A 15,733-nucleotide genomic window follows, 5' to 3' on the forward strand; every position below is an offset into this window, starting at 1 on the left:
AGGAGAAAGTCATGTCCGAATTCGTACTCTACAACGCGCCACAATCGACCTGCAGTCAGCGTGTGCGCTACACGCTTCACACCAAGGGAAGGGCCTTCGAGGAGCACAGACTCGATCTGTTCAGGGGCGACCAACTGAAGCCCGAATATCTCGCGATCAACCCGAATGGTGTTGTTCCGACGCTGGTTCACAACGGCACGCCCGTCGTCGATTCCGCCGTCATCATGGAATATCTCGAAGATATTCTGGGCGATGTCGCGCCACTGCGTCCGCGGCCTCCGATAGAAGTGGCGAGGATGCGGGCAATGATGAGCTTCATCGACGAAGTTCTGACACCGGCCGTACGTGTTCCGTCATACAACCTGGCCTTTCTGCCGCATTACCAGGCAATGACGGAAGAGGAGTTCCTCGCCGTTTGTGAAAGCAAGCCGCTGCGACGCGAGTTCCTCTTGAAAATGGGGCGAACCGGCTTTCCGCAGTCGGAAATGGATGAAGCACTCGGGCGGCTGAAGCGAGGGATCGACCGCATGGCCCATTGGCTGGGCGAATGTGGCGGCCCTTGGCTGCTGGGCGCTGAACTGACCCTCGCTGATATCGCCATCATGCCGGTGATCGTTCGGATGGACGACATCAACCTCGGCCATCTCTGGGCTGATGCGCCCCAGATCGATCTTTGGCTGCGCAACATCAAAGCAACCGATGCTTTCGCGCAGACTTATTATCACGGGTCTCTGCTGACCGAAAAATACCCCCATCTGCAATCCCTGCAACGGACGGCGCACGTCGCCGCATAAGCGGCCGCGCCAGCACACCGGAGGAGACAAGCAATGCAACACGTAACCATCGAACCCCGGCTGATCGCGACGATCGCGGACGTGACGCCAACGGTACTGACCGCAATGGCGAAAACGAGCAATCCGCGCCTCAAGGCGATCACGGATGCCTTGATCAACCACCTTCACCAATTCATCATCGAGACCCGTCCGACCGAAGAAGAATTCGAGTTTGGGCTGCGTTGGATCGCTGCGCTCGGCCACCACACCCATGAGACCAACAACGAGGTGGTACTGGCCGCCGATGTACTAGGCGCGTCGACCCTTATCGATCTGATCAACAATGACGGCATGCAGGGCGAGACCATGTCGGCACTTCTTGGTCCGTTCTATCGTGGCCACGCGCCAGAATGCGTCGACGGCGAGTGCATCGCCCGATCCGAGACGCCGGGACCGACGCTGTTCTTCTCCGGTCGCGTGGTCGATATCGATGGAGCGCCTGTCGCGGGTGCCAAGCTCGACATCTGGCAGGCTTCTCCCGTGGGACTCTACGAAAACCAGGACAGTGACCAGGACGACTTCAACCTGCGCGGCGTCTTTCATACGAACGAGCAAGGCAGCTTCCGCTTCAAGTCGGTGAAGCCCGCTGGCTATCCCGTCCCGACGGATGGCCCCGTCGGCGTTTTGCTGCATGCCCAGAAGCGTCATCCGATGCGGCCCGCCCACATTCACTTCATTGTCTCAGCACCTGGTCACAAGACGCTGATTACGCAGATTTTCTCCGACACCCAGGAAGCTCTCGTAACCGACGTCGTCTTCGGTGCGAAGGCTCAGATCGTGGGGGACTTCGTCGAGCATCTTGAGCCGCATCCAAATTATCCGGGCGAGCAGCTGCCTTTCTATACCTGCGAATACACATTCAAGCTTCTTGAAGGTGACCCGACATATCCCATCCCGCCAATCTCTGGAACGAAGGCCTGACAATGAGTGAGAACGTTCAATTCGACACCCTCAAGGGTCAGGTCGCGATCGTGGTCGGCGGGTCCGGCGGTATCGGCAGCGAAACATGCCGCCTGCTGGCCCAAGCCGGTGCCACAGTCGTGATCGGCTATCGATCCGGGGAGGCCAGGGCGCGTGAGATCGCGGAGGCGTTGCCGGGAAGCGGCCATATCGCGCTGCGGGTTTCAATAGAGGATACTTCATCGATCCAGACCTTCTGTGCCGCGGCCCTTTCCGCTTGCGGGCGTGCCGACATCCTCGTGAATGCCGCGGGCGTGACAAAGCCGGTTCCACATGCCGATCTCGACGCACTCACCGACGAGATCATCGACCAGGTTTTCGTGAGCAACTGGCGAGGGGTGTTTGCGACCATTCGAGCCTTTGCACCGGCACTGGCGGAACACGGCCAGGGACTTATCGTCAACGTGTCGTCGATTGCCGCCTTCACAGGCATCGGATCGAACATCGCCTATTGTGGCGCAAAGGCGGGTCTCGACATTATGACGAACTCGCTCGGCCGCGCCCTCGCTCCAGCGGTTCGGGTCATGGCTATCTCTCCGGGCGTGGTCGATACCGAATTCGTTCCCGGCCGCGGCCAAGAGTTCAAGGATAAGGCGGCAGCCGCAACGCCGCTGAAGCGTCTCACCACGCCGACCGACGTGGCCGAGGCCATCCTTGCCTGTGCAACGCATCTTAAATTCTCGACGGGCACCCGCATCGTCGTCGACGGAGGGAGGCATCTCTGATGCAACAGAACGTTATCATCACCTGTGCGGTTACCGGCAATCTCACGACCCGCGAAAATCACCCGGGTCTGCCGGTGACACCTGAGGAAATTGCCAACTCCTGTCTCGAAGCAGCGGACGCGGGCGCGGCTATTGTCCATATCCATGTCCGCGATCCCGAAACGGCAAAGCCGTCGATGGAGATTGCGTACTATCGCGAGGTCATCGAACGGATCCGCGCGAAGAACAATGCAGTCATCCTCAACGTGACCACGGGCCCCGGCGGTCGGTATCACCCAAGCGATGAAAATCCCGCCGTTGCCGGTCCCAGGACCACGTTGATGCGGCCTGAGCGACGGGTCGAACACATCGTGGCCTTGAAGCCCGACATTGCCACGCTCGACCTGAACACCATGACTTTCGGGGCCGAGGTCGTGATCAACACCCCTGGCAACGTGAAGGTCATGGCAGAGATCATCGAGAGCACCGGCGCAAAGCCTGAACTTGAGGTTTTCGACACGGGCGACATCCAGCTTGCTCACGATCTCCTCAAGGCCGGTGTGCTGAAATCGCCTGCCATGTTCACCATCGTCACCGGCGTCAAATATGGCCTCCCGTCGACGACGGACGCGATGGCGACCGCCGCTCGTATGTTGCCGCGCGACGCCGCTTGGACCGGCTTTGGCGTCGGGCGGATGTCGTTCCCAATGGCGGCACAAGCCTATCTGCTTGGCGGACACGTCCGCGTGGGCCTCGAAGATAACTCGTACATCGCCAAAGGCGTCCTCGCAAAAGGCAATGGCGAACTTGTCGAGCGGGCTCGCGACATCATCGAAAAGTTGGGTGGCGCCATCGCAAGCCCATCGCAAGCCCGCGACATCCTCAACCTCAAGCCTTGAACCCAATTGCTGGTCTCAGAAAGGACAACATTATGAACATCCAGATTGACACGAAGTTGGGCAAGGCGCTGCGGGTTAGCGGGCCGTCGCCCGATCTCGACAACCTTCAGATCGAGGTCGCCGATGTTGGCGTGCCAAAGCCTGGTCCAGGGCAGGTACTGGTCGAGATCATTGCAGCCGGTGTCAACCCGAGCGATGTGAAGGCCTCGCTTGGGCACATGCCCCATGCCATCTGGCCGCGCACACCGGGGCGTGATTTCGGCGGCATCGTGCGCGAAGGGCCAAAACACATGGTCGGAATCGAAATCTGGGGCGGTGGCGGCGAATTGGGTATCAGCCAGGACGGCAGCCATGCCAAATGGATGGTGCTTGATGAGAAGGCTGTGCGGCAAAAACCCTCCAATTTCACCATGGAGGAGGCTGGCTCCATCGGCGTTCCCTTTATCACGGCGTACGAAGGTCTGCGCGAGGCCGGTGGCGTTCAGCCAACCGATGTCGTCCTTGTATGCGGCGGCAACGGCAAGGTCGGCCAGGCGGCTATTCAGCTCGCGACCCTGGCGGGCGCCAAAGTCTTTGCGGTCGAATACAATGCCCAGCCGCTAATCGGCCATACCAACGGCCCCGTGGAAATGCTTGACAGCAGCAAGGACGACGTGGCCGCCATAGTTCACGAGCGGACCAACGGCCACGGAGCTGATATCGTCTTCAACACCGTCGGCAGCCCGTATTTCGAATTGGCCAACAAGGCGATGGCTAGGCAAGCGCGGCAGATCTTCATCTCGACTTTCGATCGCGCCGTACCGTTTGACATCTTCAACTTCTTCCGTGGTCGGCACAAGTATATCGGCATCGATACGCTCGCCTTGTCGTCGGTCGATGGCGCGCGCATCTTTGACCGGTTGAAAGGGAAATTCGAGGAAGGCTTGCTGAAGCCTTTCCCGATCAATCCGGCCACCTGCTACGGGCTGAATGATGCGGCCAAGGCATATACGTCTGTCCTGCGCGGAACTGCCGACCGCGTATTGTTGAAGCCCTGAGACAGCCGAAATGCAAGTAACGCGGTACAAGGAAGCTCGGCCCTACGAGGCGGCCGAGCACTATGACATGCAATGCCTGCGCCTTCAGGGGAAGGAAGCAACGAACACCGACACCATCTGGATTGGCCTGTCGCACCTGTTGCCTGGTGCGCGAACCTCCCTGAAGGATGCGGCCGTTGAGAAAATCTACGTCGTGATTTCTGGCGAAGTAACAGTTGAGACAGCCACCCAGTCAGTAGCGTTGGGTCCGTTAGATAGTTGCAGACTAGCAGCTGGCGAAGCGCGGGCGCTATTCAACCGGTCCGGTTCCCCGGCGACCATTCTCCTCGCGATGCCCGTATAATTGACGAGGTGTCCCAAAAATCGGAAACCCGTGTGGCGAAAGCGCCTATGCCTTGCCGCTGACGGCGTCGGCAAGCCGCACCGCGGAAAACACAATAGGCAATATGATGCATTTTACCTCTCTCCCGGCATAGCTGTAACCGCCGAGATCAAGACGGCAGGAGGCGTATCCCTGAATATATTTTTTTCACCGGTGGTCGAGGGGACGGCCATAAGCAAGCAACCAACTATTGCATAGGCGAGCGGCGAAGCGCGGCGCCGTCATCAAGCAATCGGCGGCGCGGTTCGACAGGTCAAATGCCAGAAGCGGCGTTGTCTATGGACTTGCGCAGCGATTCAAGCCGCCTGTCGAAAGCTGTCGTATCGATCGTCTCGATAGGCTCGTGACGCCGAATCTCGCATCGCAATGTGTATGATCGGCGAGACAGGTGATTAACCAGGCTGACGCTCAGGGACCGCAATCCGTCTTGCTCGGACAAATGGGTGTTCGTGAATGAGAACACAGTCCTGTCTCCTTTGCTTGCTTCCTCGGTGTATGCGTGAAGCGGCGTGCGCCGAGTACCCCAAAAGGTGTCGCTCCGGTGAGAACACCGGGCTTCTCAGCCGCGACCGCTCGGTTTAATTTGCTGGGCCGTGCGAGACGTTTCGCTAAATGGTTCCGCGCAGAATAGCTGCAATTTCAGTTTGACTTTCAGCGCTCAGTGGCCGAGCGCTGATTCGAGGCATCCGATCAGTTTTTCGATATCGACCGGCTTGCCAAGAAAGGCGAAAGCGCCGCCGTTCATCGCTGTGCTGCGTGTCCGCTCATCCTTGTACGAGGTGACAAAGATCATTGGGGGGCGCTGCGAATGCCTGTTCAATTCAGCCTGTAGTTCGATCCCGCTGAGGCCGGGCATCTTCACGTCGACAAGCATGCAATCAATGGCCGATCGCGGTTCGAAAGCAAGAAACTCTTCCGCCGAGGCGAACAGCCGGCACTCGTAGCCGTAGGACCTGACAAGATCGTCCATGGCTTCACGGATGGCCTGGTCATCGTCGACGACGGCTATGGTTGGGATTGGGGGCAATGAACGGGCCTTCTCTGGCTGCTTTTCTAAGTCTTGTTATGCCTTCATGCCCAACTCAAAGATACCATACTAAGATACAGGTGGTCGTACGCCTTCGCCCAGCATTTCGGTCTTCCTTACAAGCTCGGCCACCGAGCGAACTTCCATTTTCCGCATGACATTGCCGCGATGCAGTTTGACAGTGACCTCGCTGATCCCGAGTTCATAGGCGATTTGCTTGTTCATCAGCCCCTTGACCACCGCGTCCATGACCTCGCGCTCACGTGGAGTCAGATTTCCGGCAAGCGATGCGACGGCCTCACTCTGCGCACTCTGGCGTCGGCGCGCGGTATCGCGCTCCATCGCCGTCGCGACGGCATCGAGAATGTCCTGATCCTTGAAGGGTTTGGTCAAGAAGTCGACAGCGCCAGCCTTCATCGCCCGCACGCTCATCGGAATGTCGCCGAAGCCGGTCATGAAGATGATGGGCATCTGGCTGCCGATGCGTTCGAGTTGTGTCTGGAAATCCAGTCCACTCACACCAGGCAGGCGGACATCGAGAAGAATACAGCCCGGACGATTGAAGTTCGCCGTTTCCATGAAGGACGCCGCGCTCTCGAATGCCTCGGCGTCAAATTTCATCGAACGGAACAGGTCTGTCAGCGCTTCCCGCATGGAGAGATCGTCGTCGACGATGAAGACGACAGGCCCGGCTGGTTGCTTCTGCGATTTGCGTAGGTCAGGCATGTTCCAACTCCGGCTTTATCGGCAAGCGCATCTCGAATATCGCGCCGCCTTCGGGGTGATTGGTTCCGTCGAGCTTTCCGCCACGCGCCTCCAAGGTACTGCGGCAGATAGACAGTCCCATGCCCATGCCGGTTGCCTTCGTCGTAAAGAACGGTGAAAACAGCTTGTCCTTCGCATCTTGGGTGATCCCGGGTCCGGAGTCACGCAACGCGATGCACACGTGCTCGATGTCAGGTCGCTCAATCGCTATCTTGATAATCCGCTCTGGGCAGCCGGCCTCGTCCATTGCCTGAACGGCGTTGGTGATCAGGTTAATCAGGACCTGCTGCAATTCGATCTTCACGGCAAGGACCGACGGAACGCCTGGCTTTTGATCGACAAGCACCGTCGTGCCGCTCCGCTGAAGCTCGTGCTCCATCAGAGCCATGGTCTCATCGACCAGGCTGCCGAGGTTGAGGGTTTCGAGCTTATTGCTCGCTGGAGAAAGCAGACCGCGCGTGTTTTGTATGATCTCGCTCGCCCGCTGGCTGTCGCGGATCATTCGCTCGGCCGAACGGCGTACGGCTACAAGATCTGGTGGATCTCGATCTAGCCACCGCAAGAGCGTCTGCGCGTTGACCACGATCGCACCGAGCGGCTGGTTGAGCTCGTGCGCAAGCGATGCGGACATCGCGCCAACCGTTGCTGCCTTCGATGCCTTCGTCAATTCCGCCTGCGCTTCCGCCAGGGCCTTCAAAGCCACTTCGCGCTGGGTTACGTCGACCATACTGACAACGACCCGGTTGAAGGCGGCCGGGTCTTCCGGGAAGCTGATGCTTAGCAATACGAGCTTCGTCTCTCCATTGTCGGCGAGTACTTCGACCTTGTCCTCGAACACCCGTTCACCGTCCATGATCGCCTGAAACACGTCAAGGAGCTTCTCCTGCCCCGGCAGGATGAACCGGCGGGGGCTTCTGACCGAGGCAGATCCCAGCATCTCGCGCGCTGCTTCGTTCGCCGCGACCACTTTTATAAGACCCACACAATGATCGAGGACGGACGGGTTCGCGCGCGCATACGCCTTGATGTCGGTAACCCCCTGTGCCCGGACATCGATCAGATAGCCACGCAGCTTCGAGTAGTCTCGCTCCCACAACGCAACACGGGTGCGGTCGAAGATCGACCGATATCTTGCCTCGCTCTCCTTCAGCGCGGAATTGATGGAAAGTAGCGCGAGGCGAGCCGTCTCCGACTTTAGGAGAAGCATGGTCGTGACGCATAGCGCAGCGAGTGCGACGGCCAGGCGGACGGTAGACTGAAGGTCGGCATCTTTCCCATGTGTCACAACGTAGGAAACAAGGGTGAGGGCGGCACAAACGGCTGCGATGACGAGCAGCCCCACCCGGGTACTCGCTTGCACCGCAAGCAACATAACGACCACATAAAGCACCGCAACGGCGCCCTCGATATCGGTGTACGTATCGACGTAGAAGACGGCGGCCGCAAGCGCGATCGCAATCAAGGCGAAGACCAGGTTCTGACCCGATCCCTCCACATCGCGAACGCGGAATATCATTGACGGTACAGGCATCCTTCCCCCAGTCTTTTCTGCCAAGACCTTACCCGCTTTCTGGTCCCATCTAACCTATACATAGGTGTAAACCGGACTGGTGGTTGTTCGATGTATCCGCGCCTTGCAGCGACGCCAGTTCTGGTCGTGCATGATAGCATTTCTTTCAATCCAGTAGCTGCCTCTCGACAGGCTTTTCCGGTCAGCAAATGATGCAGCAATGGCGTCTCGGCCGGTGCCTTTCAGGCAGAGTTCGGGTGCAAATTACTTTACTGCTTCTAAGGATTCCACCAGCCCCAGACCGGTGCTTCACTGCTCGTTTCGGTCGGCGGAGATTCTTGCTCGTAGAGGCAGGGGCGCCTCCACCAGCCACGTGGCCATCGCTGTGGAGCAGCTCGCAATCGCCACGTACCATAAAGACCGAACCGCCGGTCAAGCTGTCAAGTGGGAGCCACACAAAATTGTAGATCTCATGGATACCGGTGGCAAACACGAGTATGTCACCAAGCCGATATAGCCGCCTACCATCGTGGCACCGACCAGAAAGGCGAAGAACCTGACGTTCAGTGCCTTGTGTTCGCTGGACTTTGCAAAGTTTGCAATGGACTCCTGGTGCATGACGAGATCCTAGCACCTTGCCCAGATCGGGCCACGTAAGTGTACGTGGATGAGCCAAAAGTTTGGGTCCATGGAAACAGTGGCCTGGCACCCACAAAGCCACTGCTCCAATGAAATGCGGCTCGAAATAGACGCGTCGCGGGCACAATTTTCCGGAAGTCGATCCGCTGGTTAGCCGTCGCTGGTCGCGGTGACCGTCACTGGAACGCCCTTATAAGACGGCGTGCCCGAGATACGGTCATAGTGGCTCAGAGAGACGACCGCGTTCATCTCGGGGTAGTAGCCGGCAACCGATCCTCTTGGGATATTGTATTCGACCGCCGTGAAGCCACGCACGCGATGCGTGGCCTCGCCAGTTCCCACGAGGCCACGAATGTCGATCCGGTCGCCGTCCTTGAGGCCGCGGCCGGCCAGATCGTCCTTGTTCATGAAAATCACATCGCGGCGGCCAAAGACGCCGCGATAACGATCATCGAGACCGTAGACAGTCGTGTTGTACTGGTCGTGGCTGCGGATCGTCGTGAGGACCAGAGCATCGGGGTTCTTGATCAGCGGATCCTCATCGAGGCCCGGAGCAACAAGGAAATTTGCCTTGCCGGTTTTGGTGTTCCACCGACGGAAGGAGGCGGCGACATCAAGGCGAAAACCGCCATGCACACGCACACGCTTGTTGAACTCGTGGAAGTCGGGGAACACCACTTCGATCTTCTCGCGGATACGGTCATAGTCCGCAATCATGCCGTCCCAGTCGATGCCATAACGATTGCCAAGCGTCGCCTTCGCAATATTGGCGATGATTGCAGGCTCGGACTTCAGCGCTTCACTCGGAGGCTTCAAGAAACCGCGCGAGGCGTGAACCATCGACATGGAGTCTTCCACGGTGACAGCCTGTGGGCCCGAGGCTTGCGTGTCGAGGTCCGTACGTCCAAGACATGGCAGGATCAGCGAAGTCTTGGCTGTTAGAAGATGCGACCGGTTCAGCTTGGTGGCGATGTGGACGGCTAGATCGAGCTTGCGCATGCCCTCGAAAGTGGCCTCCGGGTCGGACATCGCGACGGCAAGATTGCCGCCGAGGCAGAGAAGCGCCTTGGATTCACCCGCGATGATGGCCTCCACAGCCTCGATCGCATTGTGTCCCTTCTCCGCGGGCGGACGAAAGCCGAACGCTCGTTCCATGCCGTCGATGAGCGCTTTGTTGGGGCTTTCGGTGATCCCGACGGTGCGGTCGCCCTGAACGTTTGAATGGCCGCGGATCGGAGCGATACCGGCGCCTTGCCGGCCGATATTGCCGCGTAGCATCAACAGGTTGGCGATCTGCTGTACGTTGCCGGTGCCATTGGCGTGCTGGGTGATGCCCATGCCGTAGCAGACAATCACGTTTTTTGCCTTCGCGTAAACCTCGGCCGCACTCTCGATGGCGTCCTTCGTCAGCCCGCTGATCGCGACGATCTGATCCCAGCTCGTGTTCTCAACATCCGCGCGCAGGGCATCGAAGCCGGCGGTATGTTCCTCGATGAACGTCCGATCAAGCACCCCGGAGCCGCCCGTCGCGATGTCGGCCACATCGCGTTCGAACAGGGCCTTCATCAGGCCCTTGAGCGCTGCCAGGTCTCCGCCAGTACGGACCTGGTGATAGGCTGACGCGATCGGTGTCGATGAGAGGGTCATCATCTCGATCGGGTCTTGGGGCGCGGCAAAGCGTTCTAGCGCGCGCTCCTTCAGAGGATTGAAGACGACGATTGGAACACGACGGCGCGAAGCCTCGTGCAGCGTCGTCATCATGCGCGGATGGTTTGTCCCGGGATTGTGGCCGAAGCTGAAGATCGCATCGGCGTAATCGAAATCCTGCAGGGTCACTGTGCCCTTGCCAACTCCGATCGACATCGGAAGCCCGACGCTCGTCGCCTCGTGGCACATATTGGAACAGTCTGGAAAGTTGTTGGTCCCGTAGGCGCGCACGAAGAGCTGGTAGAGAAATGCTGCTTCGTTGGAAGCACGACCCGATGTGTAGAATTCCGCTTGGTTTGGATTGTTTAGCTTGTTTAGTTCTGCGCCGATGAGTTTGAAGGCAGCCTCCCACTCGATCGGCTCGTAGCGATCGGTCTCGCTGTTGTAATGCAGCGGCGTTGTCAGCCGCCCCGCGTCTTCCAGCTCATGGTCGCTCCAGTTCCAAAAATCGGAAACGGTGTTTTTCTCGAAGAGTTCCGGTCCAGACCGTTTGGCTGTCGATTCCCAGGTTATCGCCTTGGCGCCGTTTTCGCAGAACTCGAATGACGACGTGTGTTTGGGATCCGGCCATGCGCAGCCAGGGCAATCGAAGCCTTCCGGTTGATTGGCCCTCAGTAGCGTCATGGTGCCTTGGGCCACAACCCGCTGGTGAGCCAGCGTTTTGGCGACAGCCTTGAGCGCGCCCCAGCCGCCGGCCGGTTGCTCGTATTGTTCGATACCTTCTGGACGCTGATCCTTCATGTCGAATCTCCTTGAAATCCGGGGCTGCTTCGGCGCCGCAGGCGCATCAGTCGAGAGAGACTATCACAGGTGTGCATCCGGCCCATTATACTGAGGAATAGGGCGTCGCGGACTGTTCCCGTAGGTGTTGGCCTTAAGCCAATCTCGCCCAGCGCCGGATATTGGTTCGGACGGTGCTTGATGAATAGGGCGGCCGCCGAATCATATCCTGGCACGTTCAATGGTGGCAGCGAACCATATCCGCTTCCGCTTATGAAGCCCGACACGGCTTCAGAAAAAGAAGGCCGTCTCCGGGCGGATGGAGACGGCCTTGGCGGATCTTGGGAGGATCCGCGGCTTCGGCGGAGGGGGAGGGAACACCGAAGCCGGTAGCTGGGAGGGCGCTACCCGCCTCATGAGGGGTGAGGCGATGGAGTCGAAGGTAGACCCGTCCAGCCGATCACGTAACTAAACTTAGGTATTGGCTGGATTAGACCAGCAGTCGATTGGAGCTGCCACCGGCACTTTCATTCTCCACGCCGATGGGCCGATCAGAGAGAATGAAAGGTCTGATGGCGGCGCTGGCCGCATCGCTGACACCTTTAGCTGCACTCTGACGGATGAGGTCGATGCGCGAGCATCAAGGATGACATACGCCGCGATCTTGCAATCGAGATGCTGCTGAGCACCGTCGAAGGCGACGGGCGAAATCGCAGCCCAGCTTGGCTATTCGGAGCCTAGCTCCTTCTTCCGGGCATTTCGCAAATCGACGTCGAAGAGCCCCGAAGCATCACCCAGCGAGAGCCACGGTAGTTCGGGAAGCCAAAAGCACCAGGGACCTTTGTATAAATGATCCCGTTTATGGAGAAGCGAGCATGCTGTTTCGCAGTGCCATTTGGCTCTGGCTCCCTACTCCGCACTGAGCAAGCGCATCGGATTTCTCGCTCCATCAATGGGCGCGCCTATATGCCTACCCGACAATCTATACCGAGGCGTAGCGGTTCCATACCAACGTCTAGGGAAATACACTGGCCGTACAATTCATTGCTCGCATCCTGCGTCTCACTATGGGGCCAGCCGAACTCTCCAAGGAGATCATGGATGCCTGGCGCTACGCCTCTTACCCGACCTACACCGTCTTCTCTTGACCTCTCCGATGTCAGCCACGAGACCTTGCGCGAGGTCTCGCGCTTGCTGTTCCATGCCACAAGTTACGTCGACCGGGACGAGGCCATCACCATCAACCTCGTCAAGGCAGCGTCGACCCTGCTGCGGCCTTTGAAAGCCAGCGGCGTCGAAAGCAAACAAGGCTCAACGCGGGGCCTCGCCCCTTGGCAGATCAACCGTTTGAAGAGCTTCGTTGATGAGCGGATATCCCGCCCAATCTCACTTGAGGACCTCGCGCGTCTAGTTCGGTTGAGTAAGAGCTACTTTGCCGCGGTGTTCAAGGGTAGCTTCGGTTTGACGCCCCACAACTACATCGTTTCGCGACGGGTCGAGCATGCCAAGCATAGGATGCTGACAAGCAACGCCTCCCTCTGCGAAATTGCATTGGATTGCGGCTTGGCCGATCAATCCCATCTTTCGCGAGTCTTCCGTCGCGCGACTGGAACCACGCCAAGCGCATGGCGGCGACATGCGGCAGCAGTTGATGTCCCGCGCTACAATAGCTGAGGGCCACCACGGCGATCTCGCGCAAGCTGGAGGATTAGATGCCATGCCGACTCTTTGGCCGCTTCGCCATCGTTACTCCAAAGGGCGCTGTCGAGACGGTTCATGGCCAGCCGATGCTCGGCCCTATTGGTCCGTTTACAGCGTGGCAGATAACGATCCGCGCGAAGGATAATCTCGATGTCGATCTGACTAGCGTGGATCGCCTCAGCATGTTTTTGTTCACGGACGTCTGTTTGAAACCCATCCGAAACGATCGGAACAGGCTGCCTCGAGCAGCCCGCCTTCTGGGTCAGCATCTTGAGCGATGTGGCCGTCACTTGTTGCCATTCCAAGAATTGCCCGCGCGGAGGCGGTCTTTCGAACTTTGATGTAACGCGCGCTTGAGCTTAGCATTGCCGTTTTGTTTTTACGCCTCACCAATCCCCGGACTTTGCAATGCGGCACTTTCTGGCAGCAAACAAAAGTACTCCACCCTCATGTAGGCCCCGTCTGCGCTGCCGGCAACATATGCAATTTGGGCCAACAGAACTATCCGACGATCAAGCTCCAGAATTTATGAAGCTGATCAGAAGATCTCCCGTTTCGGATCCCGCTACTCCCAGGTCGCGAACAGAGTTCATATGGTTGCGACCCGTTATCTTGTTACGCGTTGCCGAAAGGCCTTGGGCTGCAACGTGGTTGATGAAAGCATCCGATTGGTCATGAAAGGGACGTGTTTCGTCCTGGCCGACAGCCACTAAAACTCGGCAATCTGCTCGATGCCGTCGAAAAAGTGGTGTGAAGCGAGACACCTCGTCCTCGGTCAGCGCTATCTCTCTCTGCAAGAAGGATTGTTGCAGCGGTGCAAGATCATAAAGGCCGCCGAGCAGGAAAGCGCCCTGAACTCTGGATCCTTTTTCGCTCTCCTCGAACGTGAACGTCGCGAGATGCGCTCCCGCAGAGTGTCCGCTCACAGAAAGACGCAAGGGATCGCCGCCATAACTTGCAATATGCTGGACGACCCATTCCTTGGCGCGGACGACTTGGTCGACAAGAACCTCCATGCGCTGCCCCGGCATGAGGGAATAATCAACAATCACGGCGATAGCACCCGCCAAAGTGATGGTGTTGGCGATGCAAGAGTAATCCCGCTTGGAGAACATCCGCCAGTACCCGCCGTGGACAAACAGGTGGACAGGAAGGTTCTGACGGGGACCCGCAGGAAAGAACATGTCCACCGTCTCATCTGGTCCGTCGCCATATGCGACGTCCAGTATCATTGGCAAGGTTTCGCGCGTCCTCGCACTCGCCGCGACGATCTCACCAACAATGGCATCGAAATCCGCGACATGGTCGCGGATCCGGAATGGGTCGGTTTCCATAAGAGCAACTCCGCTTCAGAAACTCGTAGCGATATATTTGGCTTCCATGAACTCGGCAATGCCATGGTGCTGTCCGCCCTCGCGCCCCAACCCGCTCTGCTTTACGCCGCCAAAGGGCGCTGCCGGATCGGAGACCAAACCTCGATTGAGGGCGATCATACCTGCTTCGATGGCGGAAGAAACGCGTAGGCCGCGTGCAAGGTCACGGGTGTACACATACGCTGCAAGACCATATTCCGTATCGTTGGCACACGCTATGGCTTCTTCCTCGTCATGGAAACGGTAGAGCGGTGCAACGGGACCGAAAATCTCCTCTGACATCATCTCCGAGTTTACCGGGACGTCGGCAAGGACAGTCGGCGGGTAGAAGAAACCAGACCCGGACGGCGCCTCACCGCCGCATAGAACGCGCGCGCCCTTGCCTTTTGAATCGTCAACCAGGCGGCTGATTTTTTCGACCGCCTTGCGAGTGATCATCGGGCCGCAGTCGGTCTCGGCGTTGATGCCCGGACCGACCTTTAAGGCGGCCATACGCTTGGCCAATCCTTCGGCAAATGCGTCGTATATGCCGGATTGCACGTAGAAGCGGTTTGCTGCCGTACATGCCTCGCCCGCATTGCGCATCTTGGCGATCATTGCCCCGTCGAGCGCGGCACCGAGATCGGCATCATCGAAGACTACGAAGGGCGCATTGCCGCCGAGTTCCATTGAGCACGAGATGACATGCTTCGCTGCCGCTGCAAGCAGTTGTTTACCAACGCCTGTCGATCCCGTGAAGGAAAGCTTCCGTACACGCGGATCTGCCAAAACATGTGCCGTCACAGGCCCGGGATTGGTGGTTGTCAGAACGTTGACGACGCCCTTCGGCACGCCAGCCTCTTCGTAGATTGCCGCAAGTGCGTAGGCCGTGAGTGGCGTTTCGCTGGCAGGCTTGAGGATGACCGTACACCCTGCCGCAAGGGCAGGGGCGATCTTGCGGGTTGCCATCGCTGCGGGGAAGTTCCAAGGCGTGATCATCAGGCAGATCCCGATGGGCTGATAATCCACGATGATGCGGTTCGTGCCTGATGGGGCGATGCCGAACTCTCCTGTGATGCGTACTGCCTCTTCGGCGTTCCAGCGGAAGAACTCGGCAGCGTAGGCGACTTCGCCGCGCGCGTCACGCAACGCCTTACCGTTCTCCAACGAGATCAAGGTCGCCAGCATCTCCGAGCGTTCGACCATCAGTTCGAAGCAGCGACGCAAAATCTCGGATCGCTTGCGGGGCGGAGTGGCACGCCATGCACGCGCGGACGCCGCTGCGGCATCGACGCATGCCTGGGCATCTTCGATTGTCGCATCAGGCACAGCTGCGAGAATGACACCAGTCGACGGATCGACGACGTCGATTTGCCGACCGGACTGCGACGGCCGCCATGACCCGTCGATATATAGCCCGCGTGCAGCGGCGTCGATGTCCGGCGTTTCGCACTCGGTTGCATGGATCTGCTGGGCAATGGTCATGAGTTTTCCCTC

General features: G+C 58.6%; 14 protein-coding genes and 1 pseudogene. 8 read left to right on the forward strand and 7 right to left on the reverse strand.

All coding sequences use genetic code 11. The annotated features are described in order from the left end of the window. Positions 1 to 11: 11 nt before the first annotated feature. From FHT77_RS26110 to FHT77_RS26135, 6 genes are read left to right on the forward strand one after another with little or no spacing between them, the layout of a single operon-like run. Positions 12 to 794: a glutathione S-transferase family protein gene (locus FHT77_RS26110; protein WP_183757808.1), complete on the forward strand. Its 783-nt coding sequence runs from the start codon at positions 12 to 14 to the stop codon at positions 792 to 794. 33 nt (positions 795 to 827) lie between these two features. After that, positions 828 to 1,754, forward strand: a complete 927-nt coding sequence (locus FHT77_RS26115; protein ID WP_183757809.1) for a dioxygenase — start codon at positions 828 to 830, stop codon at positions 1,752 to 1,754. A 2-nt stretch (positions 1,755 to 1,756) separates the two neighbouring features. Then, positions 1,757 to 2,518: an SDR family NAD(P)-dependent oxidoreductase gene (locus tag FHT77_RS26120; protein ID WP_183757811.1), complete on the forward strand. Its 762-nt coding sequence runs from the start codon at positions 1,757 to 1,759 to the stop codon at positions 2,516 to 2,518. Continuing rightward, complete coding sequence (locus FHT77_RS26125; RefSeq protein WP_183757813.1) at positions 2,518 to 3,396, forward strand: 3-keto-5-aminohexanoate cleavage protein; 879 nt, start codon at positions 2,518 to 2,520, stop codon at positions 3,394 to 3,396. The genes FHT77_RS26120 and FHT77_RS26125 overlap by 1 nt, the downstream gene beginning before the upstream one ends. A gap of 32 nt (positions 3,397 to 3,428) precedes the next feature. Further along, positions 3,429 to 4,433 (forward strand): zinc-binding alcohol dehydrogenase family protein, encoded by a 1,005-nt coding sequence (locus FHT77_RS26130; protein WP_183757815.1) that lies wholly within the window; start codon positions 3,429 to 3,431, stop codon positions 4,431 to 4,433. Between the two features lie 10 nt (positions 4,434 to 4,443). After that, complete coding sequence (locus FHT77_RS26135; RefSeq protein WP_183757817.1) at positions 4,444 to 4,776, forward strand: cupin domain-containing protein; 333 nt, start codon at positions 4,444 to 4,446, stop codon at positions 4,774 to 4,776. A 697-nt stretch (positions 4,777 to 5,473) separates the two neighbouring features. Here FHT77_RS26135 and FHT77_RS26140 read toward each other — a convergent pair. The 4 genes from FHT77_RS26140 to FHT77_RS26155 all read right to left on the reverse strand — a co-directional run bounded on the left by FHT77_RS26140 (position 5,474) and on the right by FHT77_RS26155 (position 11,204). Next, entirely contained in the window at positions 5,474 to 5,842 is a 369-nt protein-coding gene (locus FHT77_RS26140) for a response regulator transcription factor (RefSeq protein WP_183757819.1), read from the reverse strand. A gap of 69 nt (positions 5,843 to 5,911) precedes the next feature. After that, positions 5,912 to 6,568 (reverse strand): response regulator transcription factor, encoded by a 657-nt coding sequence (locus tag FHT77_RS26145; protein ID WP_183757821.1) that lies wholly within the window; start codon positions 6,566 to 6,568, stop codon positions 5,912 to 5,914. Then, entirely contained in the window at positions 6,561 to 8,123 is a 1,563-nt protein-coding gene (locus FHT77_RS26150; RefSeq protein WP_246712697.1) for a sensor histidine kinase, read from the reverse strand. The genes FHT77_RS26145 and FHT77_RS26150 overlap by 8 nt, the downstream gene beginning before the upstream one ends. A 783-nt stretch (positions 8,124 to 8,906) precedes the next feature. Beyond that, positions 8,907 to 11,204, reverse strand: a complete 2,298-nt coding sequence (locus FHT77_RS26155; protein WP_183757825.1) for an FdhF/YdeP family oxidoreductase — start codon at positions 11,202 to 11,204, stop codon at positions 8,907 to 8,909. 612 nt (positions 11,205 to 11,816) lie between these two features. On the opposite strand from FHT77_RS26155, the pseudogene FHT77_RS31620 reads away from it, so the two are divergent. Together FHT77_RS31620 and FHT77_RS26160 are read left to right on the forward strand one after the other, a co-directional pair. Then, a pseudogene (locus FHT77_RS31620) lies at positions 11,817 to 12,036 on the forward strand (helix-turn-helix domain-containing protein); the annotation flags it as partial. 248 nt (positions 12,037 to 12,284) lie between these two features. Continuing rightward, positions 12,285 to 12,857, forward strand: coding sequence for an AraC family transcriptional regulator (locus FHT77_RS26160; protein WP_183757827.1), 573 nt, complete (start codon positions 12,285 to 12,287; stop codon positions 12,855 to 12,857). Here the strand turns inward: FHT77_RS26160 and FHT77_RS26165 are convergent. The 3 genes from FHT77_RS26165 to FHT77_RS26175 form a co-directional block, all read right to left on the reverse strand. Then, complete coding sequence (locus FHT77_RS26165; RefSeq protein WP_183757829.1) at positions 12,845 to 13,174, reverse strand: hypothetical protein; 330 nt, start codon at positions 13,172 to 13,174, stop codon at positions 12,845 to 12,847. The two genes, FHT77_RS26160 and FHT77_RS26165, sit on opposite strands and share 13 nt — an antisense overlap. Positions 13,175 to 13,396: 222 nt before the next feature. Continuing rightward, positions 13,397 to 14,218, reverse strand: coding sequence for an alpha/beta hydrolase (locus FHT77_RS26170; protein WP_183757830.1), 822 nt, complete (start codon positions 14,216 to 14,218; stop codon positions 13,397 to 13,399). Between the two features lie 15 nt (positions 14,219 to 14,233). Continuing rightward, positions 14,234 to 15,721 carry an NAD-dependent succinate-semialdehyde dehydrogenase gene (locus FHT77_RS26175; RefSeq protein ID WP_183757832.1) on the reverse strand — a complete coding sequence of 496 codons (1,488 nt, stop codon included), beginning with the start codon at positions 15,719 to 15,721 and terminating at the stop codon, positions 14,234 to 14,236. Between the last annotated feature and the right edge of the window lie 12 nt (positions 15,722 to 15,733).

The organism is Rhizobium sp. BK181 (assembly GCF_014193305.1).
Classification (GTDB): Bacteria; Pseudomonadota; Alphaproteobacteria; order Rhizobiales; family Rhizobiaceae; genus Rhizobium.